The following is a 26,870-nucleotide window of genomic DNA, read 5'->3' as shown; positions in this document are numbered from 1 at the left end:
GAAATCGAAAGATACGTCTTTCTTGAAAGTTTTTCTGTCTTTCGTATTTTCTCCTGCTTATCAACGCCCCCACACTCTGCAATGAATAGAAAAAATAAAAAAACTCGCAAGCACGAGCTCAACGAAGACAAGCTGCAAACAACTATTTCCACATCAAAGCAGAAGATGAAATCTTTGGATCATAAAAAATCACTCTGCAAAAAGCAAGCAACGAAAAAACTTCCTACAGCAAAGAAACAAGCGATATAAAAACATCTTACAAGTATAATGCCCTTCTGAAGATTCATCTCTTCTTTCGAAAATGTAACTAAAGAATGTTATTGCTATGCTAAGTAACACTATTCGTGCTCGATTTTTAGAATTTTTTAAAAATAGAGGACACGTTCTCCTCCCTTCGTCTCCAGTTTTTCCTCATAACGACCCCTCTATACTTTTCATCAATGCAGGGATGAACCAATTTAAAAACATTTTTCTAAACAAAGAAAACACTGACTATACCAGAGTGTCTACCTCTCAAAAATGTATTCGAGCAGGCGGAAAACATAATGATCTGGAAAATGTCGGACATACTTCAAGACACCTAACTTTCTTTGAAATGCTAGGAAATTTTTCCTTCGGTGATTACTTCAAAAAGGAAGTCATCTCTTTTGCTTGGGAAGCATCTCTCTCTGTTTTTAACTTTGATCCTGAGAAAATTTGGGCCACTGTGCACGAGAAAGATGACGAGGCTTTTTCTCTTTGGGAAAAATATTTACCTACAGAAAGAATAGTCCGTCTTCAAGATAAAGATAATTTCTGGTCTATGGCAGATACTGGTCCTTGCGGCTTTTGTTCGGAACTTCTCTTCGATAGAGGAAATTCTTTTGGCTCAGCAAGCTCTCCAGAACATGACCCCGAAGGCGAACGCTTCTTGGAATACTGGAACCTAGTTTTCATGGAATTTAATCGTGCCAAAGAAGGTTCATTAACCCCGCTGCCTAAAAAAAATATTGATACAGGAGCTGGATTGGAGCGCCTAGTTTCTCTCCTTGCTGGCACTTCTTCTGTCTTTGAAACAGATGTCCTGAGGCACATTATAGAAAAAATCGAACGCCTATCTAACAAAAACTACTCTCCCTCTAACCAAGGAGCCCCTTTCCGGGTGATCGCTGACCATGTTCGTTCCCTATCCTTTGCCATCGCTGATGGATTGCTTCCAGGAAACGTAGATAGGGGATATGTTCTAAGAAAAATTCTTCGACGAGCTGTCAACTATGGAAAACTAATCGGTTTTAATAACCCTTTCCTCGGAGAAATTATCCCTTCCCTCATAGAGGTCATGGGTGATGCTTACCCAGAATTAAAAGAGGCTGAAAACCACATCTGTAATGTTCTAACAGGGGAAGAGGAAAATTATTTGCGGACTCTAAACCGTGGGGGAACTCTCTTCCAAAAAATTATTGCTCACTCTCAATCTAAAGGGATCATCTCAGGAGAAGATGCTTTCAAATTGAAGGATACTTACGGCTTGCCCTTAGATGAAATTTGTCTGATGGCTAAAGACCACAACATTTCTGTAGATGTAGAGGCTTTCTCTCTTCTGGATCAACAATCCCGCGATCTCTCTAGAAAATCTGCAGGAAAAACCAAAGTAGATCTCAGTTCCTCCTATGAACTTTTAGATTCTGATTTTTCTTCTACATTTTGCGGGTACGAAACCACTTCTTCTGAAAGTTTTATCCTTTGCTTGCTCAAAGACGGCAAACCTGTTGATTCATTGACTGAAGGAGAACAAGGAGAAATTATCCTTTCTCAGACTCCCTTCTACTCAGAAAAAGGAGGGCAAGTTGGAGACCAAGGAGAAATTTTTTCTTCTTCGGGATCTTTCTTTGTAGAGGACACTCAGTCTCCACGAGCAAATATTATAGTACATAAGGGCAAAATGACCACAGGTTCTTTATCTGTTCGTGAAGCCATAACGGCTCAAGTTAATCGCGGAAGAAGATTGAAAATTTGCGCTAATCACTCCTCTTGCCATCTACTTCATAAAGCTTTAGAAGTGGTTCTTGGGTCTCACGTGCGCCAAGCAGGCTCATACGTTGACGAATCCAAAATTCGTTTGGATTTCACTCACCATCAAGCGCTAACTAAAAAAGATCTCAGAGCTATTGAAGACATCGTTAACGAAAAGATTCAAGAGAATCTAGAAATCAACGTCCGCGAATCTCTATACAGCGATGTTATCCATTGTTCTGAAATCAAGCAGTTCTTCGGGGATAAATATGGCGATGTCGTACGCGTCGTTGACATGGAGTTCTCCAAGGAACTTTGTGGAGGAACTCATGCAAAGTCTACTGGATGCATAGGTGCTTTCCTTATCGTTAAAGAGCAGGCCGTAGGAACGGGAATTCGTCGTATAGAAGCTATATCTGGAGAAGAAGCCTTAAAGTTTTTGAGAAGGAAGGAAGATTTATTAGCTTCCTTATCGAAAAAACTACAAACTCCCGAGGACTCTTTGGAAATAAAGTTGGACAATCTTTACAAAGAACTTTCTGAAGCCAAAGAAACCATAAAAAAACTAGAAGATCTTTTCATTCTTCAAGACATCGAACACCTAAAATCTAGTAAAATTGAAGAAAAAATCTCTCTTATTATCCATGAGATAGATTCTAATTATGCTCATGCCATTAGAACCTATGCAGACAAGCTTCACCACAAAACCCCCTCAAACCTTGTCTCCATTCTCACAACAAGCAAAGGAGAGAAAAACACCATTTTAATAAAAATATCTGACAATCTCGTAGCTGAAGGCTTTCATGCAAACTCTTTACTACATACCATCCTTCTCCCTCTAGGAGGAAAATGTGGGGGCAAAGCTAACTGTTCCCAAGGAAGCTCTCCCAAACAGCCTCAGCCAGAAGACATTATTTCGACCGTACAACAATGGATCTTAACCCAAAGCAAATAAACACACCCTTCTTCTCCCATTGTCAAGAAGACTTTAAAGAAGGGAAGTCTTTAGTTATAGAAAATATTGGCTCAGGAGCTGTTGCGTTCCTGACAACAAAACTCTTTTATGATAGACGCGACTCTATAGTTGTCGTAACAACTCAACAACGTTTTGATGACCTTCTAGGAAATATTGAAACGTTCTTGGGGCAGCCTCCAGAAGAGTTTCCTTCTTCAGAGATTGATTTGTCTTTGAAATGGGTAAACGTTGACGCCGTAGGAAAAAGAGATTCTCTTCTTCACACCTTATCAGAAAAAAACAGCCCCACCTTTTGTCTTACAACACTAAAAGCCATTTTAGAAAAAACCCCAACTCCCAAAGAATCGGCTTCTCGATACATTACTCTCTCCATCAATGATGAAATTAGTTCGGAAACCGTTATAGATCTTCTAAAAGAACTAGGATATCAACATTCGAGCTTAGCTATAGAAAAAGGTGAGTTTGCTTTCCGCGGGGGTATCGTAGATATATTTCCCCTGTCTTCCACAGAACCTGTACGTCTAGAATTTTGGGGAGAAACTTTATCTTCCATAAGGATCTACGACCCTAAAAGCCAGCTTTCTACTGGTAAAATCTCAAACGTTAATATTACTCCCGCCAATGATTTCTCCAGAGAAAACTTTTCTGGGGCATTAACAGATTATTTTGATTCCCAATCTTTGTACGTTTTCGATGAGATTATGGAATTGGAATCAGATTATGCAAATCAAGTTGGCGTATTCAGAACTCATAAAAAACAATTTCTTGCCATTGACGAGCTATGGAACAATATTGCAAGCAATCCTAAACTCTTTTTATCATCACAGGTTTTATCCCAAGAAACCCTAAATAAAAGTTCCATAGAAATATTAGCTTCTACCTTTTCAATAAAAAGAGTCGCTTCTCCTTTTTTGAAAATAGATCAAGAATTCATCAGCAGCGAAGAAAATACTAATGCTCTAGCCTCTTATGCAAAGTACTTGGAAGATTTTGTTCCCTCTCTTCAAGAAGGTCTCTCTCCGTCCATTTGTGTCTATGGAGCAAAAGGGAAGACTCTTACAGAATCTGCAACGCTTTTACAAGCCTCTGCACAAAAATTTTCTGTATGCACCCGAGAAGGAACTTTATCTTCTGGATTCTTTTTCCCCGAAGGAGGCTTTGCAGCCATCTCATTGTCAGAATTTTCTCATAAGAAAATCTTGCGTAGACAAAAACAACGCAGTTACTTCTCTTCTTCAACTGAAGAAGTATACGTTCCTTTACCAGGAGACACTGTCGTTCATTTGCAGAACGGTATAGGAAAGTTTTTAGGTGTTGAAAGAAAACCCAATCACCAAAACGTAGAAACAGATTACATGGTGATAGAGTATGCCAACAAAGCAAAGTTATATGTTCCCTCTGACCAAGCTTTTCTTATATCCAAATATGTAGGCTCTTCAGAGAAATCTCCCGACTTACATGATTTAAACAGCTCTAAATGGAAACGCTGTAGAGATCTTACAGAAAAATCTTTAATCGCTTATGCGGAAAAATTATTGAAGCTAGAGGCAGAAAGAACCACCCTACCAGCCTTCATTTATCCCCCAAATGGCGAGAATGTAAGAAAGTTTGAGGAGTCTTTCCCTTATGAAGAAACTCCTGATCAACTGAAAGCTATAGATAGTATTTACTCTGATATGCTTTCCGACAAAGTCATGGACCGCCTAATCTGTGGTGACGCAGGCTTTGGAAAAACAGAAGTTCTTATGCGCGCAGCTGTAAAGGCTGTTTGCGATGGGGGCAAACAAGTTATTGTCATGGTTCCCACAACCATTTTAGCTCTCCAGCATTACGAAACCTTTTGTCAAAGGATGAGCGATCTCCCTATAAAAATAGGTGTCCTCTGCCGATTTTCGGGAACCAAAAATACAAGGCAATTATTAAATCAGGTGGGTGCCGGGGAAATAGATATCCTAATAGGCACTCATCGAGTGATCGGCAAAGACGTTTCTTTTAAAAACCCTGGGCTGCTAATCATTGACGAAGAACAACGTTTCGGAGTAAAGGTCAAGGAACACCTGAAACAACTACACCCAGACATTGATTGTCTTACAATATCGGCTACTCCCATTCCTAGAACCCTGTACATGTCTCTGTCTGGAGCTCGTGACTTATCGGTCATAACCGTCCCTCCCTATGATCGCCTTCCTGTGAGCTCTTTCGTCGTAGAAAAAAAAGACGAAACTATTCAAGCAGCTATCAAACATGAGCTCCTTCGAGGAGGCCAAGCCTATGTTATTCACAATCGGATAGAAACAATCTTTTCTTTAGCAGAAAATATCCGCACATTAATTCCCGAAGCTAAAATTTCCGTAGCTCATGGTCAAATGAATTCCGAAGAACTCACAAAAATCTTCGAAAATTTTAAAGCAGGAACAACTAACGTCTTGGTGGCAACGGCTCTAATAGAGAATGGTATAGACATTCCTAATGCTAATACAATACTTATTGATAATGCAGATAAGTTCGGTATGGCAGACCTCTACCAAATGAAAGGACGCGTAGGTCGATGGAACAAAAAAGCCTACTGCTACTTCATGGTTGCAAATGCAGAAATTTTATCAAGTAGAGCAGCAAAAAGATTGGAAGCTCTCAATAAACAAGAATATGGGGGCGGAATGAAAATCGCCCTGGAAGACCTCGAAATCCGCGGAGCGGGGAACATCTTAGGAACAGATCAATCAGGACACATTACTTCCATTGGCTTCAACCTCTACTGTAAACTACTCAAAAAAGCTGTGAAAAATCTCAAGAAAAACAAAACCCAGGGAATCTTTGGTGATGATGTCAAAATAGAATTCCCCTACAACTCCTCCATCCCAGAAAGCTACGTTCCATCAGCCACGATAAGAATAGAATTCTATCAAAAAATCGGTAATGCAGAAACCGATGAAGACCTTGACGAAATTAAGGAAGAGTTAAGAGATCGCTTCGGCCCTTATGATACCTCCATAGAGCTGCTATTTGTTCTTGCAAAGATTCGTCTTTTCGCTGTAAAAAACAACTTTTCCATAATCAAAGCGACATCAAACACTCTATTTGTGGTCCAGAAGCATGGAAAGTCTGAAGAAATTCGCAAGACTTTGCCCTTCAGTCTGTCCCCCGACCCTGAAGAGTTGTTTTCAGATGTCGTTAAAGCTATAGGTATGGCCTTTCCCTTAGAAAGTTCCTTATCAGAAGAAGCCTCTTCTTCTTGAAATTCCTAACGGGATAGAGCTAAACAAATTTTTCAGCCGAGGGTTTTATGTCTACCTTCCTTGACGCTCTATCACAGAAAGCATCCTCTACACCTATTTGGTTTATGCGACAGGTGGGGCGGTATATGCCTGAGTACCAACGGTTAAAGAAAAACCGTGATTTGTTTTCTATCTTCCACGACGAAGAAACAATCGTACAAGCAACCCTTCTAGGCCCTCAAATTTTGCAAACAGATGCAGCAATAATTTTTGCAGACATTCTCTCTATTCTCGATGGCTTCAATATCCCCTATAAATTTTCCCCAGGCCCTGTCATCAACTTTTCAACAGAAAAACCTTTAACTTTTACAGAAGATCCGAAAGAAACTTTTTCTTACCTATACAAAGCCATCTCTGAATTAAAACGCTCCTTAAAAGTTCCTCTCATCGGGTTCTCTGCATCTCCTTTCACGCTAGCCTCCTACCTACTGGAGGGTGGCTCCTCTAAAGATTTTAACAAGGCAGCCAAAACCTGGTATGAACAACCAGAGTTTTTTCTTACTCTCATGAAAACCTTGAGTTCTGCGATCGTTTCTTATCTAGAGGGTCAAGTGCGAGCCGGAGTAGATGTCATCCAATTGTTTGATTCTACCTCTCATCGATTACCCAAAGATCTTTTTCAAAAATATGTAATAGAAATTAACACCAAACTTATAGAAAAGCTACAACACCTAAAAGTTCCCGTGGTTCTTTTCTGTCGAAATTCATCTTTCTTTATCGACAGTCTAAAACAAACTGGAGCAACAGCTCTCAGTATCGATTGGCACAAGCCTATAGAGGAAGTGCTTACCGAAAACGATAAAAACATTTCTTACCAAGGCAACATAGATCCAGCTCTTCTATTATTACCTAAGCAAGACCTATTGAGGTTTTTTGCTCCTCAATTCCAAAAAATAAAAAACTTCCCAAACTACATCCTGAATACAGGCCATGGAATCCTTCCAGAAACCCCACTAGAAAATGTTTTAGCCTTAATAGATTATGTTCGGAATCAATTTTAATTTTCTTAAAGGCCTCCAAGGGCCTGCTCCTCGTTATACCAGTTACCCAACCATACCTGAATGGTTCGATTGCAATTCTTCTATTTCAGCAGAAGAGGCCTTGCAAGAATTAGATAAAAGAAAAGAAGCTCCGTTATCTCTGTATTTTCATATCCCTTTTTGCAGGACAATGTGTTTGTACTGTGCTTGCTCTGTGGTCCTTAATAGGAACCCCGAAGTAGAATTAAAATACGTAAATACCCTAATGAAAGAGATCGATCTTGTTTGTGAATTCATTGGTTCTAAGCGCAGGGTAACTCAACTACATTTTGGAGGAGGCACCCCAACAAAAATTAGCCCCAAACTTTTTGAAAAACTGTTCGACAAGATCGTTTCCTCTTTCAACCTTGATTTCTCAAAGGAAATTAATATAGAAATCGACCCCAGGACATCCCTACCAGGCACAACTGGAGACCCCCACTTTCTTCGTTCTTTAGGATTTAATCGTGTTAGTTTAGGAATTCAAGATTTCAATCCAGAAGTACAAGAAGCTGTCAGACGCCGACAAACAGAGAGTCAATCTACATCCACCTACAGAGAAGCTCGCTCCGCGGGATTTGATAGCATCAATATGGATTTCATCTATGGCCTTCCTAAACAAACTCCTCAAACCTTCGCTCGCACAATAGAGAAAACCCTAGAACTTCAGCCCAACCGTATAGCTTTATTTTCTTTTGCTAAAGTCCCTTGGATAAAACAGCACCAAAAAGCCATCAAAGATTACCAACTACCAGACATGGAGCAAAAGTTTCGCATCTATTCCGAATCCCGAAAAGCATTGACAACTTCTGGATACCTACCGATAGGTATGGATCATTTTGCCTTACCCGACGACGATCTAGCGCAAAGTTTTTTAGCTAAAACTTTAATCCGTAATTTCCAAGGGTATTCTCTACCTCTTGCAAATGACCTTATTGGCTTCGGAATGACAGCCACTAGTCTTATAGGTACAACCTATTTACAGAATGCAAAAACTTTATCCGATTACGAACATTCCATAAACATCGGCTCTTTAGCAACGCGAAAATATAAGAATCTTTCCCGAGATGATCAGATAAGGAAGTGGGTTATTCACACTATCATGTGTACGTTCCTAATAGACAAAAAAATTTTTTCAGAAATTTTCCTAGTTGATTTTGATGAATACTTTGCTTCTGCTTATGATCGACTTCTCGGGATGGAAAGTACCGGTCTTATTCAGAATTCTAAAGAAGCCCTTTCTGTAACTCCTTTAGGAGAAATGTTTGTCAGGGTAATAGCAACAGCCTTTGACGCTTATCTTCTAAAAAAAACAGACCCTCTTAAAAATATTTTTTCGTCATCCATATGAAAAAACGTTTCGTAATTATTGGCGCTGGATTAACAGGGCTCTCTGTAGCCTATCTTCTTAACAAAAAATACGGGAATGCTATTCAAATCACTATTTTGGAACGCTCCTCGACTCCTGGTGGACTTGTTACGTCTAAACAATCTAAAGGGTTTAATTTTGATTTGGGACCAAAAGGATTTCTAACCAGTGGCGAGGGTTTTTTTACAAAACAATTAATTCAGGATCTTTCTATCCCGCTACTCTTTTGTAATAAGTCTGCAAAAAAACGCTACATACGATTTAACAACAAAACAAGAAAGATAGGGCTCCCCAGCCTACTATCTCAAGGGCTTATTTCCTCTATTATCAAAGACCTGAGGGTTAAACCTTGCTCTGTTGAAGAGACTGTACGAAGTTTTTTTGACAGACACGCAACACCAAAAATGATCCAAAATATCTTAGCTCCTGTCACAACAGGCATCCGTGCCGGCTATCCAGAAGTTTTATCAGCAACCTTAGCCTTTCCCTCTTTAAAACAACGGGAACAACAACACGGCTCTCTCTTAAAAAGCTTCCTACATGACTTCTTCTCTTCTCCTCGAAAGCAAGCAAAAACCAAAAGCCCTATGTTAGCAACACCTAAAGGAGGTATGTCTTCATTAATAAAAGGACTACTAAAAAAACTCCCTTTTTCTCCCGTGTACAACGAAGCTGTGCAAAAAATCATCCTTTCCCCTCAACTACAAATTCTCACACACAAAGCTCTATACCCTGCAGATACCCTCATATACACTGGCCATATAAAATCCTTAGCCACCCTTCTTCCTTCCATCCCTTTCGATGGACTTCTAAACAAAATTAAAGATCGGCCTTTATCATGCCTCTCGTTGGGATGGGACTCTCCCAATATTTTAAAAAAACGTGGATACGGGATGCTTATAGCTGATGAACCACCAATTTTAGGAATTGTCTGGACTACAGAAATATTTCCAGAAATAGCTCAAGGAAAGACTCAAATCGCTCTTTTATTCGATTCAAACTTAAAGGAATCTGATGCTCTGAAACATGGAATACTAGCGTCGCAAAAATATCTCAATATATTCCAAAGACCAGATGCTTTTGCCTACTCTTTTGCTCCTGATGGCATCCCTCAACTGACCCCAGGATTTTCAGAGGAACTATCAAGTTTAGAACAAACTCTCCCCCATTCGATCAAACTAGCAGGCCATCATGTTGTAGGTCCAGGAGTTAATCGTTGTATAGCAAATGCGTACTCCCTTGTACAAACCCTATGAAAAACTTTCTTGGGGAAAAACAGAACCATAGTTGGCAATAAAAACCTCCCCCAACTGTAAGGATGCTGCTAGGGTTCCATCAAAATGTTTCCCGCACCTAGATTCTGACAAGAGATTATTTTCCATACTCTCCACCAAATGATCTATTAAAGCGTCTTCTTCATTCCTCAATGCATAACATTTGGCTAAAAGAAGCCCTATCTGATTCCCTGCTTTGTAAAAAGTGGTGGGATTATCCATACGCCAACAACCTGTTATAGGATGTGTAGATGAAAAAAATTCTTCCTTAAGTTCTTCTAGAACTATCGTTGCATCAATTAAAGATGCTGGAGAGCATTTCTCCATTAAAGTTTCGACAAGGGCTCGGCGTATAGTAAATCTTATATAAGCTCTTTCGGCTTCTCTACCTAATCCATGGGGAAGATTAACTAAGTTTGATGCAGCAGCTCTCAAATCTTTTTCCTTCTCTTCCAAGGAAGTCCTACCCAGGCTAGACAAATAATAAGCAATAGATGCCAGCGCCGAGGAAGGAAATTTTTGAGAGAAATGTTGCGCTTTCAGATAAATATCTTCCAAAGAGCCACACCCAAGGAAATAGGGTTGCAGTAGAAAAAACAATCTATCCCCGTAAGCGATTTCTACTTTCCCTAAAGTTTCGAACAGTCTGGGAAAATCTAAATTAAAACAGTTCGGAATTCTAGATACTATAGAAAGAAAATACGACCTAAGCAAAGGAGATGCCTCTAAGAAAAATTTTTCATCAAAAAAAACCTTTCTTCCCTGCGTGCATGCAGCAAAACATTGAGAAGCCATGGAAAGAAATTTATTATCGAAACCTTCCACATTAAAAGAGTTTCCTTTCCTTACGGCAACGAGAACTTTTAAAGCTTCCCGAGAAGTTTTATCCCAAGAATTTTTTTGTAGGCTCTTATCTAACTTTTCCGTATTTTCGAAAGCGACAACTTCTTCGACTATGGAGAATATTTCATTCGATAATAACGACGTCCGTGCACAAAAATCTTCTTTAGGCCTCTTGTTAGACACATTTAAATCTAATAAATTCTTTACAACCTCTAAGTCCTCTCTTTGCTCTAAATCAAAACTAAAAGGCATCAAATTCAGCAAAGAAGCAAAAATCTCTTCGTATAAAGTCATCTCTTCCACAGAAAAACGATTTTGCAAAAAAGCTTTTATATTTTTTTCTTTTCTCAAAGAAAATGGGTACAGATGTAATTCTTCCGGAGAGGAGAAAAATAATCCGTATAGGCTCAAAATCATGTTTTTCTCTTTAAAAGGCATTTTTTGCGCCTCTTTTCGCATGAAATCAAAGCAACTGTGTTGGTCTCCTCGTAACGCCTTACATAAAAACCAAGCCACTCCGCTTTCCGTTCTAGCCCAATTTTTATATGCCTTAAGAAAAAATACTTCCGCTCGAGAATACATCTGCTTTCTAGTTGTTTCACAAGCTATATTCATAGCCTGCTTGAGTAGGCTACAACCAAGGCATTCCCAAATATCCGAAAGAAAACAACTTGAATTGGGAGAATTCTTCAAGCCTTCTTCCAAAATTGATACAGCTTCAGCAAACAAACCTTGTCGATAGGCTCTCGCTCCCAAAAAAAATAAATAGCTAGAATAATACGGAGAATCCTCCTTAAAAAATTCTTTCTCCCCAGCTTCTAATAAGCTATCTAATCTTGCTTGCTCACAACTTTTCAAATACCATTCCAACAATTTGAAATAACCGTTACAAGCAATAGATCCAGATAAGTATCGACCTCGGTCTATCAAAACTTCTAACTCTTGGACGGCCTCTCGCAAGGAACTAACACTACGATTTAAAGCGTCAGAAAACAATATTCTATCTACCTCCCAGGACCTGGCAACCTCTCCCTTTGCTATAAGTTCTAATAGACAAGACAAAGCGTCTGCATAATTCTTTTCTTTCAAACAAACTTTACTGATTAACCCCATTAATTCTCGGCTTGTCTTACCTTCCTTTTTAGCTAAAAAAAATTTCGAAGTTTCGTCTATCCTAAGAAGAAAATATTTTTCTAACTTTAACAAGTGAGGATCCAAATAGACTTTTCCGGTAGATATATCCTCGAAAAGATTTTTAGCTAGCATAGAGCACTCCGAATACCTTTCTGAAGAGAAAGCTTGCTCTACTTCATATTTTCTATTCGTGTAGTCCCCTAATAAAGCAAGTTTGCAAACATTCATCAGCAAGGAATCTTGCCACGACATTTTATCTTGAACTTCCTGTGGAAGGCCAAAAAGTTTATCCACAAGTTGAGGCAAGGGTAGTTTTTCCGGATTAAGTGTTTGGAGGTATGCCATCAATTCTGTTCGCGCTTGCTTTGGGAGCCCGGGGATCCGCAGAGTGTTTTTAATAACTTCAACGGCTTTGTCAGATTCTCCTTCTTTCACCAAAGAAGAAGCCAGAATTTTAGAAAGGCTTGCCGCAGTAACAAACTCCTGAACGGAAAACTTAGCCCCAGGTTCTTTTACAACATCTAAAAAAGTTTGGAAAAACGCCAACTGCTCTTGCAGAGACTTTCTTTCTAACACTTCTTTAAATTCTCCATTCAAAATGGCTCCAGAGGAAGCTTTTATTTTACTTCCTTGCTTTATCCCACTAGAAGTGGTGTGCGCTGTTCTACTGGATGCCAGCAAACTGGAGGGATTACTCAAGAGAATACTGACGATAATGATCCAATGAGACCAAGGCATAAAAAAAGTCTTTATGAAAAGCCTAAACAAAGCTCCTTCCTCGTTAAAATAAGATGCCCCACCTATAAGAAAACGCATTTTGAACAAAAATAAAACTGATTTTTTTTCAAAAAATTCAACAACAAAAGAATTTTAATAACACACTGATAAACAAAGAGGTTATAACTTAGGCCATAGTTTTTTTGTCTGCTCTAATCATTTTTTTTCTAAAAAACAGTTGCATGAATTCTTATCAACAAACTAATTAAAAAAATTGAAACTAATACAACTAACCCGTTTGAGGATTATTCTTCATGGCGCTCAAAGACACGGCAAAAAAAATGAAAGATCTTTTAGAAAAAATTCTAAGTGATCTTTCCAAAGCAGACAATGGTAACAAAGCGGCGGCTCAAAGAGTACGCACGCAATCTATCAAATTAGAAAAAGTTGCCAAAGTATACAGAAAAGAATCTATCAAAGCAGAAAAATCTGGTTTGATGAAGAGGAAACCTGCAGCAAAAAAAGCTTCTACAAAGCGCGTTGCTGCATCGAAAAAGACAGTTAAAACATCTTCTAGACCTATGAGAAAAGTAGTAAAGAAAAAAGCTACTTGCTCAACGAAGAAATGTGTTTCTGGAGCTAAAAAGAAAAAAGCTCCTAAAAGATCTTCGAGAAGATAGCTTCTTTTTGACCTCCTTCCTTAGGCGACATGTTTTTCATGTCGCCATTCCTCTTCTTTTTTAGCCTCTTATTGTAGAAAAGCTATCCATCTGTTACCGTTGGTGCTGCTTTCTTTTTTAAGAGTCTTCCGTAATGATTATTGCTTCTGACACCCCTCCAGCTTGTCCGCATTTTGGCTCTTGCGGCGGGTGTTCGTACCCTCGCGATGCCTATGAGCTTAGCCTAAAGGAAAAACAAGATGCCCTACTTTCTCTTTTTTCCCCTTTAATATCCTCTTCCTCTTTTCAAGGAATTGTGCGTTCACAGCCGTTGCAAGCTTTCAGAAATAAGATGGAGTTTTCCTTCTTCCAAACAGTAGACGGGAACAAGTCTTTAGGGCTAATGTCTAATAAAAAACCTCGCTACGCGGTCCCTATAAATTCCTGTTTTATTGCCGGAAAAACTTTTATCGACTGTCTGGAACTTGTCCGCTCTTGGTGGCATAAACACCCGAACATTTCAGCATACTTTGCCCCCAAAAACAAAGGTTCTCTAATATCCCTCACTATAAGAAAAAGTAATGTTTCTGAAGATATTCTTATAATGCTAACGTCCTCTGGGAGGCCTGAATACAAGGTGGCCCCTAACCAACAAGATTCTTTTGTCGAACATCTCTTAGAAAGCTCTCTTCCTATCACGTCCATAGTATGGGAAGAAAAGCTTGTTCAAAAGGGCTTTCCCACATCTTTTTCTCAAAAAATTCTCTATGGAGAAGGGTTTTTATGGCAAAAGCTTCCTGCTGCTAATAAGACTAGGGATCTCTTGTTTAAGGTTTATGCCAAAAGTTTTTTTCAACCCAACCCTAAACAAGCCGCCCATATTTCTCAAATTATCTATGACTTTTTACAGCCCTCTGGCCAGGAACTGGTGCTAGATCTTTTTTGCGGAGCGGGCACCTTAGGCATCTGTCTAGCAGATTCTGTGTGTGCTGTACAAGGAATAGAAATAGTCCCTGACGCCGTAACTTCTGCTAAAGAAAATATTTTGATAAACCAATTAGAAAAAAAGGTTTCAGTAGCCCAAGGGGACGCTAAAACCTTTTGTCGATCCTTAGCCTCTTCTCAAGAAGTATCATTATTTTCGACAGTCCAAAAACCAGATGTTGTAATCGTCGACCCTCCTCGCTGTGGAATGCAAACAAAAACTTTAAAATATCTGCTAAGGATTAGTCCTCCCTGCATTATTTACGTCTCTTGCAATCCCAAAACACAATACGAGGAGTGCGAAACATTATCAAAAGAAGGTTATGAGTTAGTAGCAATGAAAGCTGTCGACCAATTTCCTTTTACAACACATGTAGAGAATATCGTCCTTATGAGAAAAAAATAAAATTTTATAAAAACAGTCCTGTCAGCAGACAAATCTCCATTGCTTGAGAAGCTCCTCTATGTTATCCTGAATTCCTTTGGTATATTATAGGGAGTTTTTCTATGCTGCGCCGATTTCTCTCGGTTTTTTTCCTTTTATCAGCTTTATCATCTCCACTCTTTGCTGAAGCAACAGCAGACTCAACCTCCGGAGGGAGCTTTACGCCCTCAGCTTTGATGTTGGTCGTTGCTATTTTCTTCTTTTATTTTATTCTCTGGCGGCCAGAACAAAAGCGAAGAAAAGCAGCAGAAAAAACCCGTAGCGAGCTAGCTAAAGGCGATAAAGTTACTGCAATGGGAATTATCGGAACTGTAGACCAAGTCTTGGAGCATACCGTCATTTTAAATATTGCTTCAGGGAAAATTGAAGTTTTAAAAGCTGCCGTTAATGAGGTCTTAAAACCAGAAAAGTCCAAGTCTTAATAAAGATCAAAACCCTGAGCAATGGGTGGTTCTCTCCAGAAGAATATCCATTGCTTTTTTTATTTTTAGCACTATAATTCGGCTTTCAATACCTTTAGCTTTGAGGGATATACTGAGTTATGGATTGGCTTCAGGGCTTATTTGTCGTAGTAGTAGCTGGGCTAATTTTTTCTTGTATAGGTCTTTTTTTAACAGTTCTTATTCTCGTTACAAAGAAACTCTTTGTTAAAGTGTGCTCCTGCAAGCTACGTATCAATAAAGACGACTCTAAAACAAAAGTCGTCGATAGCGGACAGTCTCTCCTATCAGCTCTTTTATCTTCAGGAATTCCTATCCCATCCCCATGTGGAGGGAAAGCGGCTTGCAAACAATGTAAAGTACGCATCAAAAATGCGGAAGCCCCTCTAGAGACAGATCGATCTACGTTTTCAAAAAAGCAACTAGAAGAAGGCTGGAGATTGTCTTGTCAGTACAAAGTACAGCACGATCTCGATTTAGAAATAGAAGATCGATACCTAAATGCAACGACTTGGGAAGCTGAAGTTATTTCTAACCAAAACGTTGCAACCTTTATTAAAGAACTAGTAGTTAAAGTTGATGAAAAAACTAGTATTCCCTACAAACCGGGAGGATACCTGCAGATAACCGTTCCTCCTTATAAAACCAACACGTCTGATTGGAAAAACACCATGGACCCCCGGTATTTATCAGACTGGGAACATTTTCATTTATTTGATACCGTTATAGATTATACAAATCTGGAACATCAGGAAGTTCAAAGAGCTTATTCATTGGCCTCCTATCCAAAAGAATCTCCTATACTCAAGTTCAATATCCGGATAGCTACTCCACCCTTCGTTAATAATTATCCTGAAGAAAATATCCCTTGGGGAGTCTGTTCTTCTTATATTTTCTCTTTGAAGCCAGGTGATAAGATTCTCATTTCTGGACCCTATGGAGAGTCTTTCATGAAGGAAGATAGCCGACCGTTAATTTTTCTTATAGGCGGAGCTGGATCTTCCTTTGGCAGAAGCCACATCATGGATCTTCTTAAAAATAAAAATAGTTCCAGAGACATCACTCTCTGGTATGGAGCCAGGTCACTAAAAGAAAATATTTATGAAAAAGAATACAAAGATTTAGAAGCTTCTTTTCCTAACTTTCACTATCACCTAGTCCTTTCTTCTCCATTACCAGAAGATATAGAGGCTGGATGGGATACTAAAGATCCTGTAAAAACCAATTTTCTTTTCAAAGCCTTTGAACTAGGACAGTTAAACAAACTAGACAATCCAGAAGATTATTTATACTATGTTTGTGGACCACCCCTTCACAACAGCAGCATTTTAAAATTACTAGACGATTACGGCGTAGAAAGATCGTCAATAGTTCTTGATGACTTCGGAAGTTAAAGGAGCTTTTACAAGCTCCTTTTTTCTATTGGCAGTATTTCCTACTTCCCTTCCCATTCGAAAAAGCTTTTGATTACGACGGATGTATATTGGAAAAGCGATAAATAGCAGGTCTTCCGTTTTATAAAAAATTCTAAAAATAAAAAGGTTTAACGTTCTCTAAAAACAGGGAACCTCTCTTTCGAACTAAAGGGAGAACAAGCACATGCTTTAAAATATTTTCAAGGCTAAGCCGAAGAAAAACGTTTCTTTATAGAACGCTAAAAAATAGGCCTTTAGGAGACTAGTTTTCGGAAAAACACTACAAAAAAAAAGAGAGGGAAAACCTCTCTTTCGAACTAACTAGAAACAGTTAGGAATAAAAAAAAGAAAACTTGGCAACGACCTACTCTTCCATACTCTTGTGTACAGTACCATCGGCGATAAAGAGCTTAACTTCTGAGTTCGGAATGGGTTCAGGTGTGTCCTCTTCTCTATTGTCACCAAGCTAATTCTGGTATCGTTTTCACGTATACTAATAGACGCTTAAGAAAGTCTATGATGGAGACTTACACTTGATCATTTAACTCAACAACAAAGCCTACTAGGCTTCGTTTATGATAAAAAGGCCAAGTCGATGGACATATTAGTATTGGTAAGCTAAACACATTACTGTGCTTACACCCCCAACCTATCAACCACGTAGTCTACATGGAGTCTCATAGGGATACCATATCTTGAGGGAGGCTTGGCATTTAGATGCTTTCAATGCTTATCCTTTCCGAACGTAGCTACTCGGCTATGCTTTTGGCAAAACAACCGACACACCATTGGTTCGTCCATTCCGGTCCTCTCGTACTAGGAACAGCTCCTCTCAAGTATCCTACGCCCACAAAGGATAGAGACCAAACTGTCTCACGACGTTTTGAACCCAGCTCGCGTACCGCTTTAATTGGCGAACAGCCAAACCCTTGGGACCTTCTCCAGCCCCAGGATGCGATGAGCCGACATCGAGGTGCCAAACCGCCACGTCGATATGAACTCTTGGTGGCGATCAGCCTGTTATCCCCGGAGTACCTTTTATCCGTTAAGCGACGGCGATTCCACTTTCCACCGCCGGATCACTAAGCCCGACTTTCGTCTCTGCTCGACTTGTAGGTCTTGCAGTCAACCTATCTTATACCTTTACGCTCTTCTCGTGATTGCCAACCACGATGAGATAAGCTTTGGGCTCCTCCGTTACTTTTTAGGAGGATACCGCCCCAGTAAAACTGCCCGTCTGGCAATGTCCGTTCTCCAGATTCATGGAGCAACGTTAGATTCCCAATTTGTTAAGACCAGTATTTCAACGGTGACTCCCATCTCCCTGACGAGAGATGTTCATAGTCTCCTGGCTATGCTACACATAACAAATCAAAAATCAATACCAAAGTACAGTAAAGGTTCACGGGGTCTTTTCGTCCTTTTGCGGGTAAACAGCATCTTCACTGCTACTACAATTTCACCGAGTCTTTCGTTGAGACAGTGCCCAGATCGTTACACCATTCGTGCAGGTCGGAACTTACCCGACAAGGAATTTCGCTACCTTAGCACCGTTATAGTTACGGCGGCCATTCACCAGGGCTTGGGTTCAATGCTTTGCCTTACGACTAACATATCCCTTTAACCTTTTGGCATTGGGCAGGCGTCACACCATATACTTCCCCTTGAGGTTTGCATAGTGCTGTGTTTTTGTTAAACAGTCGCCTGGGCCATTTCTCTGCGACCTCCCAGAGCTCATGCCGTAAAGACAATCACCCCAAAAGGCTCCCCTTATTCCGAAGTTACGGGGATAATTTGCCGAGTTCCTTAACGAAAGTTATCTCGCGCGCCTTAGAATACTCATCTCGCCCACCTGTGTCGGTTTTGGTACGGTCACCATCAACGGCTAGAAATTATTTCTTGAAAGCCTTGCGCCACACTATCGGTTCCTCCGAAGATTTCCCTTAATCACAACCTAGCCTTATGTTAGCGGATTTGCCTACTAACCAGCCTCATTGTGCTACGGACACATCCAATCGTCCGCGTGCTTAACGTACTCCGTCATTCCATTGCCATAGTTTTAGGTGGTACAGGAATATTTAACCTGTTACTCCATCGTCTACGCGTTTCCGCCTCGACTTAGGGGCCGACTAACCCAGGGAAGACGAGCTTGACCCTGGAAACCTTGGGCTTACGGCGAGGGAGATTTTCACTCCCTTTATCGTTACTTATGCCATGGATCTTCACTAGTATACGCTCCAACGCTTCTTACGATACATCTTCACTGCTGTATACTACGCTCTCCTACCGCGCACATCTCAAAAATGTGCACCCGCGATGTCGGTTTTATGCTTAGCCCCGATTATTATTGGCGCAATGATTCTCGATTGGTGAGCTGTTACGCACTCTTTAAATGATTGCTGCCTCTAAGCCAACATTCCAACTGTCTTAGAATCACCACTTCCTTACTCACTTAGCATAAAATTTGGGACCTTAATCGGCGATCTGGGCTGTTCCCCTCTCGACAACGAAGCTTAGCCCCCGCTGTCTATCTCCCGGACTCGCTTTTGGTATTCGGAGTTTGATTTCCGTTGGTAAGTCGGTAGACCCCCGCTAGAATTCAGTGCTCTACCCCCAAAAGCTTAATATCCGAGGCTAACCCTAAAGTTATTTCGGAGAGAACAAGATATCTCCAAGTTTGATTGGCCTTTCACCCCTATTCACAACTCATCCAAACCTTTTTCAACAGGTACTAGTTCGGTCCTCCACATAGTTTTACCCATGCTTCAACCTGGTCATAAATAGATCACTTGGTTTCGTGTCTAAATCAAACGACTAAACGCTCTTTTAAAACTCGCTTTCGCTTCGGCTCCGGAACGTATATCCCTTAACCTCGCCGTTTAACTTAACTCCCTGGCTCATCATGCAAAAGGCACGCCGTCAGCCGTAACTCCTAAAAGAAGCCATAGGCCTTCGACCGCTTATAAGCTACTGGTTTCAGGTTCTATTTCACTCCCTTAACAAGGGTTCTTTTCACCTTTCCTTCACAGTACTGGTTCGCTATAGGTCATCGACTAGTATTTAGCCTTGGAGAGTGGTCTCCCCAGATTCAAACCAGGTTTCACGTGTCTGGTCCTACTCAGGAATCGAATAGAGTCTCTTGTTTTTTCGCTTACGGGACTATCACCCTGTATCGTTCAACTTTCCAGAAATATTCAGCTAAAACTTAAGATCTCACGTTATCGACCCTACAACCCCGCATTAAATGCGGTTTGGGCTCTTCCCCTTTCGCTCGCCGCTACACAGGGAATCTCTTTGATTTCTTTTCCTCTGCCTACTAAGATGTTTCAGTTCAGCAGGTGTCGCCTCATACGCCTATGTATTCAACGCATGATGATAGAATATTAGTTCTATCGGGTTTCCCCATTCGGATACCCCCGGGTCATAGCTTATACCAACTCGCCGAGGATTACTGCAGGTAAACGCATCCTTCATCGCCTGTCGATGCCAAGGCATCCACCAATAGCTCTTAATAACTTGGCCTGTAAATTATTGATCCATGCAAGTCAACTTTTCACCATAAACTGTATTCTTAAACGTCTACTACTATATGTGAAAATACTTGATACCATTATTTACATAACATACTTAATCACAATATTCTCAAATGTAAAGAAAGCAACACTTGACAACGCAAAAGAGACAGAATGAGGGATATAAAACACTTGCCCAACCTAGTCAGGTTGTTAAAAACAACCATCCTTGTCCTTAAAAGGAGGTGATCCAGCCCCACCTTCCGGTAGGGCTACCTTGTTACGACTTCATCCCAGTCATCAGCCTCACCTTGGGCGCCTCTCTCCTAAAAAGGTTGAGTCAACGACTTAAGGTGAAACCAACTCCCATGATGTGACGGGCGGTGTGTACAAGGCCCGGGAACGTATTCACGGCGTTATGGCTGACACGCCATTACTAGCAATTCCGACTTCATGTAGTCGAGTTGCAGACTACAATCCGAACTGGGGCCGGCTTTTGGGATTTGCTCCACCTCACGGTCTTGCTACCTTCTGTACCGGCCATTGTAGCACGTGTGTCGCCCTGGGCATAAGGGCCATGCTGACTTGACGTCATCCTCGCCTTCCTCCTGGTTAACCCAGGCAGTCTCACTAGAGTTCCCACCCAAAGTGCTGGCAACTAGTGATAAGGGTTGCGCTCGTTGCGGGACTTAACCCAACACCTCACGGCACGAGCTGACGACAGCCATGCAGCACCTGTGTATCCGTCCTTTCGGAAAGCGACATTTCTGCCGCGGTCGCATACATGTCAAGCCCAGGTAAGGTCCTTCGCGTTGCATCGAATTAAACCACATGCTCCACTGCTTGTGCGGGCCCCCGTCAATTCTTTTGAGTTTCACCCTTGCGAGTGTACTCCTCAGGCGGCACACTTAACGCGTTAGCTACGACACGGATGGGGTTGAGTCCATCCACACCAAGTGTGCATCGTTTACGGCAAGGACTACCAGGGTATCTAATCCTGTTTGCTCCCCTTGCTTTCGCGCCTCAGCGTCAGGAGTAAATTAGAAAAGCGCCTTCGCCACTGGTGTTCTTCCACATATCTACGCATTTCACCGCTACACGTGAAATTCCCTTTTCTCCATCTACCCTCTAGAAAGATAGTATTGGATGCTGGCTTGGGGTTGAGCCCCAAGATTTAACATCCAACTTTCCTTTCCGCCTACACGCCCTTTACGCCCAATAAATCCGATTAACGCTAGCACCCTCCGTATTACCGCAGCTGCTGGCACGGAGTTAGCCGGTGCTTCTTTACCTGGTACGCTCAAGTTTTCTGGATATTAGCCAAAATCCCTTATTCCCAGGCGAAAGTGTTTTACAACCCTAAAGCCTTCATCACACACGCGGCGTCGCTTCGTCAGACTTTCGTCCATTGCGAAAGATTCTCGACTGCAGCCTCCCGTAGGAGTCTGGGCAGTGTCTCAGTCCCAGTGTTGGCGGTCAATCTCTCAATCCGCCTAGACGTCATAGCCTTGGTAGGCCTTTACCCCACCAACAAGCTGATATCCCATAGACTCTTCATCAACCGAAAGGCCCGAAGGTCCCCTTCTTTAATACGCTAAAGACTCCTTTGCGCACCACATTCGGTATTAGCGGTCGTTTCCAACCGTTATTCCCAAGTTAAAGACAGATTATCTATGTATTACTAACCCTTTCGCCACTAAACAACAGCAAGCTGTTGTTCCGTTCGACTTGCATGCCTCATCCACGCCGCCAGCGTTCAATCTGAACCAAGATCAAATTCTCAGAAAAAAAATAAATCAAATTAATCGACGGATTTTTAAAAAATCCTCACAAGCATTCTATATATTGGCCTGCATTCTATCTCATTTGCATTGTCAAGACTTAGACGACAACCTTGCTGCCGCCACTCCTTCTCTTGAGGAGGTGTTTCTCTTTCTGCTTGAATCGCAGCGAAGAAGAAATCGAGATATTACAACAACGCCATTTATTTATGCAACAACAATGCTGAGATTTTTTTGCAAAAAAAACCAAAACCCCGCCCAAAACACCCTGCAAGGAAGAAAAAAACATATCAGCATCAAAAAAAAACATCCGCTCAACCACTTAACGCTTTGCTATCAAAAATTTTTTAGCGTTTCTTCATCCACTTTAATGTTTCCTTTAGCAAAAACCTTTACCTAACTACAACAATGGTTTTCTTCCTAAAACTCTTCTTTTCCTTGAATTATCTAAAAGAAAACCTTAGAATGCCCTTGATTTAACTTCTTGGCGAACGTAGCTCAGCTGGTTAGAGCGTCGGATTGTGGTTCCGAAGGTCGCGGGTTCAAGCCCCGTCGCTCGCCCTCCTTTGTGCTTTTTTTCTTTTGATTTTATTGCTATAACTCAACAAGAGCGGTTATTTATGCCAAGGCGAACAATGTCTAAGGAAAAAAAAGCCCCAAAGTTCTCTATTCTTCCTTCTCTCCCTCCCCTAGCTAAAGCTATTATTTATCTGTTTTGGTCTTGTTTTTCCTGTTTGAGCTTGATTAGTTTTCACCCAAATCAACCATGCACCCAGAATTGGATAGGATTACTGGGATGGTCCTTAAGCACAATCCTTACATACTCGTTCGGAGCCGCAGCCCTAGCCTTTCCTCCATACCTTTTTCTCCTCTCCGTACTCAACTTTAAGAAAACCCCCCTTCACCTAATTAGAAAAAAACACCTAGCCTTAGTTATAGCCCTTATATCCTTGTCTTTCTTGTTGTCTATGGCCTCACCCACAGCTGTACTACCCTCTTATTTGGAAAATAAGTTACCTCGATTTTCTATAGGCTTAGATTCTCCCGTTTCTTATCTAGGAGGAATCCCGTTCTACATTGCCTATACAGGACAATCTATCTGCGTAAAGCACCTAATCGGCAGAGTAGGAACTGCCGTACTTTTTTCAACTTCTCTAGTTGGAGCAATCCTTTACCTGAGTAATGGCCTGGCTTTTGCCAAAAAAAAAAACCTGGGAAGCTCTGTAAAAAAACGCCTTTACTCCCTGCTCTCTTTTCTCAAAAAAGTTATGTCAAACCTTTTAGACAAAAGGAAGTATCTACCAAAACCTTCTATAAAAATTACCTCTAAGCAAATCGGCAACCCACTGATTCCAACTATCCTTCCTTCATCAGAATCCTCGCCCCCCCCTTGCACTCCCCTCCCTACATCCAGTAAGCCAAAAGATCCTCTACTTCTAATTACACCTCATCCACAAGAAAGATCTTTAAACAGTTTTATTCAAAGTTCGCCAGCCAGAAAATCTTCTCTAGAAAATAAAAAACACGACCTAACAAAAAGCTTCCCCAAAACCCCTTTTCCATCCGATTCTTCTAAAATCACTCCTCTGCCACTCACCCCTCAACCCAAAATAACCGCTCAAAAAACCACCCCTTTACGTCACCCAGAGGAATTTCTTCCGGACTGCCACCTGCTCAGCAAAAAAACTTCTAACTCTAATCTCTCTTTAAAAGAAGAATTGAAAAACAAGGCCCAAGTATTGCACGATACTCTGTCCAGCTTTGGCATAGAAGTTTCTCTTGGAAATATCTGCTCTGGACCAACTCTGGCCTCTTTTGAAGTCCTGCCTCAAACGGGTGTAAAAGTTCAAAAAATTAAAGCTTTAGAAAATGATATCGCTCTCAATTTACAAGCTTCTAGCATTCGGATCATAGCTCCCATTCCTGGAAAAGCCGCTGTAGGAATAGAAATACCCAACCCCTATCCTCAAGAAGTTAGTTTTCGAGATTTACTAGAAGATTACAGGAAGTCCTCAACCAGGCTTCAAATTCCCCTTTTGCTTGGGAAGAAGGCAAATGGAGAAAATCTCTGGGCAGATCTAGCGACAATGCCTCATTTAATCATTGCTGGAACGACCGGTTCAGGAAAGTCTGTCTGCATCAATGCTATCGTCATGTCCATTATTATGACAACGCACCCATCGGACATCAAACTAGTCATTGTTGATCCTAAAAAAGTGGAACTTACAGGATATTCTGAATTACCCCACATGCTGTCTCCCGTCGTAACAGAAGCTAAAGATGCGCACTCTGCATTAATATGGCTTGTCAAAGAAATGGAGCAGCGCTACGAAATTCTTAGACGCCTCGGGCTAAGAAACATTCAATCTTTCAACTCTCGTACCGTAGATGAAGAAATAGAAGGATCTTTGGACTTAGAGATTCCGTCAAAAATGCCTTTTATTGTTGGAATAATTGATGAATTAGCTGATCTACTTCTATCATCATCCCAAGATGTTGAAACACCTATTGTTAGGCTAGCCCAAATGGCCCGAGCTGTTGGCATACATCTTATCCTAGCTACCCAGAGACCTTCTAGAGAAGTCATTACTGGATTAATCAAGGCTAACTTCCCCTCAAGAATCTCTTTCAAAGTTTCCAGCAGAATCAATAGTCAAATAGTCATAGACGAGCCTGGAGCAGAAATTCTAATGGGAAATGGAGACATGTTGTTCCTTTCCCCCTCAAGCTTTGGGACCATTCGGGCTCAAGGCGCCTATATTCGTGATGATGATATCAACAGAGTCATACAAGATCTCTGCAAAAAATTTCCCACAAATTATGTCGTTCCCTCTTTTGATATTTCTGATCTTAGTTGTGACGTAAATTTTTCTGAAAAAGACCCCCTTCTTCAACAAGCAAAAGATTTAATTTTACAAACAGGTAACGCCTCTACAACTTTCTTACAGAGAAAATTAAAAGTTGGCTATGCCAGAGCAGCTAGCTTGATGGACCAATTAGAAGAAGCCGGAGTTATAGGCCCTTCAGAGGGGGCTAAGCCTAGAAAAATTTTATCACGATTACATCCCCCAGAGCACTTACAATGATAGGTTTTTGCCCCCTAGCTTCAGGTTCTAAAGGAAACAGTTTTTTCCTAGGGACTGCCGACTGTAAAATTTTGATAGACCTTGGAATCAGCAAAAATTCCGTACTTCCCAAGCTATCAGAGCTAGGTGTACACCCAGAAGATATTCATGCAATCTTGGTAACACATGAACACATAGACCATACTTCTGGAATAAAAAGTTTTGCAAAGACGTTCGGCACACCGATAATAGCTAATTTAGAAACAGCAAAAGCTCTGTGTCGTTCTCTGGAATTTCACCCTCAATTCAAAATATTTTCCACTGGGGATACTTTTAAGTTTCAAGATTTAACCATCCGATCTTTCAGCGTCTGTCATGATGCCGTAGACCCGGTAGGTTTTGTCTTTTCTTATCAAAATGAACGCTTAGGTTTCTGCACCGATACTGGATTTGTTACATCCCTGCTCATAACAGACCTTATGGATTGCGACTATCTGGTGGTGGAAGCCAACCATGAACCAGACTTGGTACTTCGATCTTCCCGACCTTCTGTATACAAAAACAGAGTATTGAGTAGATTGGGCCACCTCTCCAATGATGAATGTGGTAAATTGCTTTCTCACATAACATCGCCCAAGTTAAAAGAATTATACCTAGCTCATCTGTCGGCCGAAACAAATACTGAGCAAATAGCTTTTGATAAAGTCTGTTTTTACCTATCCAAGACAACGAAGGTAATTCCAAAAATTGCCTACCAAGATAAACTTTCTGAACCATTATTCTTTGAAAAATCGACAAAATTAATCTCAGCTCTATAATGGCCATAGAAAACCAATCCTTTATTAAATGTTCTCTAGAGCAACAGACCTTGATTTCATTAATGTTTCTTTCGGTGGAGGACCTGACAACGGATCTTCCTATCCAGTGGGTCGCGCCGCGGAACTTCTAAATTTCCAATTTCTTTCCGAACTGACTTTCTCTGACTGGAAAGTAGAATCAGCTGTGAGGCAGCTTTGTAAAAAAGCGGAACGAAAGCATCTAGTTTCCTTATCTTCAAAATGGCTAGGAAAATTTCATAAAAAAGAGCTAGAGTTTCCGTCCTTTAACTCGTTTGTGATTTCATGGATTGATTCCTACATAGGGTACGGGGTCTTTGCTTCAAAAAACATCCCCGCCTGGAGTTACATTGGAGAGTACACAGGCATACTAAGGAGGCGGAAAGCTGTCTGGATGGATGAAAACGACTATTGTTTTCGTTATCCTTTACCGTTATTTACGATAAAATATTTTACTATTGACAGTGGAAACCACGGCAACTTTACCCGATTTATCAATCATAGCGACAACCCAAACGCAGAAGCCATAGGCGTCTTCCACGATGGGCTCTTTCACGTTATTATTCGGTCCATTAAACCGATAAAAGCGGGAGAAGAAATCTGCTATCACTACGGCCCTTTGTACTGGAAACACAGAAAAAAGCGGATAGAATTCGTACCCAGAGAACTCTAAAATTTTTCATAGGTCCCAAGCAATTCTGCTTTAGCCAGCACGTGTCCATCCATGAGCAAAATAAGCCTGTCTCTAGTCATCATAGGCTCTGGATTTAAAATACAATCCAAAGCATACAAAGTAAAAAAATACCGGTGTTTTCTGTCTGGAGGACAGGGTCCTTGGTATACTAAAGTTCCTGAGGTATTTACGCCAAAACAAGCCGGTAGGACTTCTCCCTCTTTTATGCCCTTGGTATCTGGAGAGATATTATATATCACCCAGTGAACCCACAATCGATCTTCCCGAATATGTTCTGGGACATCAGGATCTTCCATAATCAAAGCCAAAGTTTTAGTTTCTTTGGGAACGTCTAAAAAAACTAGCTCCGGAGAAACTTCTATCCCCTGGCAAGTATGTTTTGATGGTATATCCCCTCCGTGAGGAAACGACAGAGCTTTAAGCTGCATAATACCTCCCTC

14 protein-coding genes, 1 tRNA gene and 3 rRNA genes are annotated in these 26,870 nt (G+C 40.9%); 13 read left to right on the top strand and 5 right to left on the bottom strand.

The window, feature by feature from the left end; genetic code table 11:
- Positions 1-325 precede the first annotated feature (325 nt).
- The 5 genes from alaS to hemG are packed head-to-tail and all read left to right on the top strand — an operon-like array spanning position 326 to position 9,887.
- Positions 326-2,947: an alanine--tRNA ligase gene (gene alaS, locus KJA58_RS05035; RefSeq protein ID WP_213358321.1), complete on the top strand. Its 2,622-nt coding sequence runs from the start codon at positions 326-328 to the stop codon at positions 2,945-2,947.
- Complete coding sequence (mfd, locus tag KJA58_RS05030) at positions 2,923-6,204, top strand: transcription-repair coupling factor (RefSeq protein WP_213358320.1); 3,282 nt, start codon at positions 2,923-2,925, stop codon at positions 6,202-6,204. The genes alaS and mfd overlap by 25 nt, the downstream gene beginning before the upstream one ends.
- A gap of 47 nt (positions 6,205-6,251) precedes the next feature.
- Positions 6,252-7,244 carry a uroporphyrinogen decarboxylase gene (gene hemE, locus KJA58_RS05025; RefSeq protein WP_213358319.1) on the top strand — a complete coding sequence of 331 codons (993 nt, stop codon included), beginning with the start codon at positions 6,252-6,254 and terminating at the stop codon, positions 7,242-7,244.
- Positions 7,225-8,613: an oxygen-independent coproporphyrinogen III oxidase gene (gene hemN / locus KJA58_RS05020; RefSeq protein ID WP_213358318.1), complete on the top strand. Its 1,389-nt coding sequence runs from the start codon at positions 7,225-7,227 to the stop codon at positions 8,611-8,613. Before hemE ends, hemN begins: the two co-directional genes overlap by 20 nt.
- Positions 8,610-9,887 carry a protoporphyrinogen oxidase gene (gene hemG / locus KJA58_RS05015; RefSeq protein WP_213358317.1) on the top strand — a complete coding sequence of 426 codons (1,278 nt, stop codon included), beginning with the start codon at positions 8,610-8,612 and terminating at the stop codon, positions 9,885-9,887. The genes hemN and hemG overlap by 4 nt, the downstream gene beginning before the upstream one ends.
- Here hemG and KJA58_RS05010 read toward each other — a convergent pair.
- Positions 9,882-12,620: a hypothetical protein gene (locus KJA58_RS05010; protein ID WP_213358316.1), complete on the bottom strand. Its 2,739-nt coding sequence runs from the start codon at positions 12,618-12,620 to the stop codon at positions 9,882-9,884. The two genes, hemG and KJA58_RS05010, sit on opposite strands and share 6 nt — an antisense overlap.
- 293 nt (positions 12,621-12,913) lie before the next feature.
- Here KJA58_RS05010 and hctA point away from each other — a divergent pair, with 293 nt between their 5' ends.
- The 4 genes from hctA to nqrF all read left to right on the top strand — a co-directional run bounded on the left by hctA (position 12,914) and on the right by nqrF (position 16,521).
- On the top strand, positions 12,914-13,279 hold the full coding sequence (gene hctA, locus KJA58_RS05005; RefSeq protein ID WP_213358315.1) for a histone H1-like protein HctA: 366 nt from the start codon (positions 12,914-12,916) through the stop codon (positions 13,277-13,279).
- 133 nt (positions 13,280-13,412) lie between these two features.
- Positions 13,413-14,648, top strand: coding sequence for a 23S rRNA (uracil(1939)-C(5))-methyltransferase RlmD (rlmD, locus tag KJA58_RS05000; RefSeq protein ID WP_213358314.1), 1,236 nt, complete (start codon positions 13,413-13,415; stop codon positions 14,646-14,648).
- 101 nt (positions 14,649-14,749) lie between these two features.
- Positions 14,750-15,109: a preprotein translocase subunit YajC gene (gene yajC, locus KJA58_RS04995; RefSeq protein ID WP_213358313.1), complete on the top strand. Its 360-nt coding sequence runs from the start codon at positions 14,750-14,752 to the stop codon at positions 15,107-15,109.
- A 119-nt stretch (positions 15,110-15,228) separates the two neighbouring features.
- Positions 15,229-16,521 carry an NADH:ubiquinone reductase (Na(+)-transporting) subunit F gene (nqrF, locus tag KJA58_RS04990; RefSeq protein WP_213358312.1) on the top strand — a complete coding sequence of 431 codons (1,293 nt, stop codon included), beginning with the start codon at positions 15,229-15,231 and terminating at the stop codon, positions 16,519-16,521.
- 372 nt (positions 16,522-16,893) lie between these two features.
- Here the strand turns inward: nqrF and rrf are convergent.
- The 3 genes from rrf to KJA58_RS04975 form a co-directional block, all read right to left on the bottom strand.
- Positions 16,894-17,008 (bottom strand): 5S ribosomal RNA (gene rrf, locus KJA58_RS04985).
- 117 nt (positions 17,009-17,125) lie between these two features.
- Positions 17,126-20,064: ribosomal RNA gene (locus KJA58_RS04980) — 23S ribosomal RNA — on the bottom strand.
- Positions 20,065-20,292: 228 nt separating this feature from the next.
- Positions 20,293-21,842 (bottom strand): 16S ribosomal RNA (locus tag KJA58_RS04975).
- Together the 16S, 23S and 5S rRNA genes form the textbook arrangement of a ribosomal RNA operon.
- A 480-nt stretch (positions 21,843-22,322) precedes the next feature.
- Here KJA58_RS04975 and KJA58_RS04970 point away from each other — a divergent pair.
- From KJA58_RS04970 to KJA58_RS04955, 4 genes are all read left to right on the top strand, one after another.
- A tRNA-His gene (locus KJA58_RS04970) sits at positions 22,323-22,396 on the top strand.
- Positions 22,397-22,470: 74 nt separating this feature from the next.
- Positions 22,471-24,921 carry an FtsK/SpoIIIE family DNA translocase gene (locus KJA58_RS04965; RefSeq protein ID WP_213358399.1) on the top strand — a complete coding sequence of 817 codons (2,451 nt, stop codon included), beginning with the start codon at positions 22,471-22,473 and terminating at the stop codon, positions 24,919-24,921.
- Positions 24,918-25,718: an MBL fold metallo-hydrolase gene (locus KJA58_RS04960; protein WP_213358311.1), complete on the top strand. Its 801-nt coding sequence runs from the start codon at positions 24,918-24,920 to the stop codon at positions 25,716-25,718. Before KJA58_RS04965 ends, KJA58_RS04960 begins: the two co-directional genes overlap by 4 nt.
- 28 nt (positions 25,719-25,746) lie before the next feature.
- On the top strand, positions 25,747-26,409 hold the full coding sequence (locus KJA58_RS04955) for an SET domain-containing protein (protein ID WP_213358310.1): 663 nt from the start codon (positions 25,747-25,749) through the stop codon (positions 26,407-26,409).
- Here the strand turns inward: KJA58_RS04955 and KJA58_RS04950 are convergent.
- The gene (locus KJA58_RS04950; RefSeq protein ID WP_213358309.1) at positions 26,406-26,858 is read right to left on the bottom strand and encodes a YbhB/YbcL family Raf kinase inhibitor-like protein; all 453 of its coding nucleotides are present in this window, start codon (positions 26,856-26,858) and stop codon (positions 26,406-26,408) included. The two genes, KJA58_RS04955 and KJA58_RS04950, sit on opposite strands and share 4 nt — an antisense overlap.
- Between the last annotated feature and the right edge of the window lie 12 nt (positions 26,859-26,870).

The organism is Chlamydiifrater phoenicopteri (genome assembly GCF_902807005.1).
Classification (GTDB): Bacteria; Chlamydiota; Chlamydiia; order Chlamydiales; family Chlamydiaceae; genus Chlamydiifrater; species Chlamydiifrater phoenicopteri.
This window is presented reverse-complemented; position numbering and strand designations above follow the sequence as displayed.